Genomic DNA, 1,719 nt, shown 5'->3' with positions numbered 1-1,719 from the left:
TAACCATTCCCGTTCCTCTAACTTCTTAGCTTGAGTGATGAATTGCTTTTGAAGTTCGGCATTTTTCGGTTTCTTTTGGCCTCCAATATATTCAGAAATGCAAAAACCTAGACTATCGTTCCATACTACTCTGACACACCCAAATAACTTGGCTAACGCCAATTTATGAGAGGGTGTCGGGTAGCATCTGTAGCGATATCTAGCTTTCATTTGTTTTTGATATTTACTGTCTTTATCTTAACATAAACCCTGGGGGGGTGACAACCAGCCTGAAACCCAGAGGTGGTGAGGATTGAGCCAATATATGCTAAAAAAAGATAGGCAGCATAATTGTTACACGCTTGCCTACCCAAAAAATAATGATACCAACATTTTACCAGACTCATTTAAAAAAACAATTGACGAAAGCTCAGTTTCTTGTCATGACAACTTTGCTACTTGTGATGCAATCAGAAAAACAAGTGAGATTAGAACGACTGGCACGGGTATTTCCTTGTCCAATTACAACAGAAAGTCGGCGTAAAAAATTACAAAGATTTCTGGATTTACCAAATTTAACTATCTCACTAATTTGGTTCCCCTTGATTGCTTATTGGTTGACCACTTATTGTCGTGTTGGTACTCGTTTATTAATCGCAATTGACCGCAGTCAATGGGGGCGCATTAATCTTTTTATGGTTAGCCTAATTTGGGACAAAAGAGCAATTCCATTATACTGGTCGCTGTTGCCCAAATTAGGAAACAGTAGCTTCGAGGAGCAAACTACAAATTTAGAGCAAGTTTTACCATTATTTTCAGAATATAAAATTATCGTTTTAGGAGACCGTGAATTTTGTTCTGTTGACTTAGGAAACTGGCTTAAATTAAAGGGTGTGTCGTTTTGCTTAAGACTAAAAAAGAATCTTTGTGTCGAAACAGAACATTTGATTTGGCAACGGCTAGATGAACTAGGAATAGTAGCAGGAACCTCTTTATATGTTCAAGGAAAAAGAGTGAGAAAAACTCGACCTGTCACCGGATTTGAGCTGGCTTGTAAATGGAAAAGAAATTATGGTAAATATCAAGTTAAAGAAGCTTGGTTTATTCTCACAGATTTAGGTTCAGAAGCAGCAGCAGTCAATGCTTATAAGCAGCGGATGGGCATTGAAGAAATGTTCCGAGACTGTAAAACAGGAGGCTACGATCTTGAAGGAACTAGCCTCAAAGGGAACCGACTTATTAACATGATTATGCTCATGACACTTGCGTACAGCTTGGCAATATTTCAAGGCATTGAACTGAAAAAAAAGCAGGTACAAAAATATGTATCTCGTCGCAAAGAACCCAAGAAAAAATATCGCAGACGGAGTACATTTGGTGTTGGTATAGATGGAGAAAAGTGGGTTAATTATCTAGAACAATATTCTTTGGAAGTGGAACAGTTAATGAAGTTAACTCCTTCTAAACGCCGCTTTTATCAACAAGGTATGCGGGCTGCAACCCTTATACAGTCTATCTCGTAGACCTCTTTGTCCCCCCCCCAGACATAAACCAGAATAAAAAGCCGTCCTAGAATGACGGGGCTTTAAACCCAAAATTTTCGGTAATTTCATTTGACTGATTTTAAGCAGTCTTAGCTTAAGAATAAATTGTAGATTGCTTCTAAGCTGCTACGCAGCTAAACCGGATAAAATAGCATTGCCTTTATTTTTGATTTTTCTATCCCATTTGATAACCATT

Annotated in this window: 2 protein-coding genes; one reads left to right on the top strand and one right to left on the bottom strand. The window is 38.0% G+C overall.

Annotated features, from left to right (window positions below; genetic code table 11):
- On the bottom strand, window positions 1-210 hold a 210-nt coding region (locus QUB08_RS31810; protein WP_333230268.1), incomplete at its 3' end, for a helix-turn-helix domain-containing protein.
- 149 nt (window positions 211-359) lie between these two features.
- Between QUB08_RS31810 and QUB08_RS31805 the strand changes: the two genes are divergently transcribed.
- On the top strand, window positions 360-1,502 hold the full coding sequence (locus tag QUB08_RS31805; RefSeq protein ID WP_333230266.1) for an IS4 family transposase: 1,143 nt from the start codon (window positions 360-362) through the stop codon (window positions 1,500-1,502).
- Window positions 1,503-1,719 lie beyond the last annotated feature (217 nt).

The sequence above is a fragment of the Microcoleus sp. BR0-C5 genome, from assembly GCF_036705045.1.
Taxonomy (GTDB): domain Bacteria; phylum Cyanobacteriota; class Cyanobacteriia; order Cyanobacteriales; family Microcoleaceae; genus Microcoleus.
Note: the sequence above shows the minus strand (reverse complement) of the source record. Positions and strands in the feature narration are given on the sequence as shown.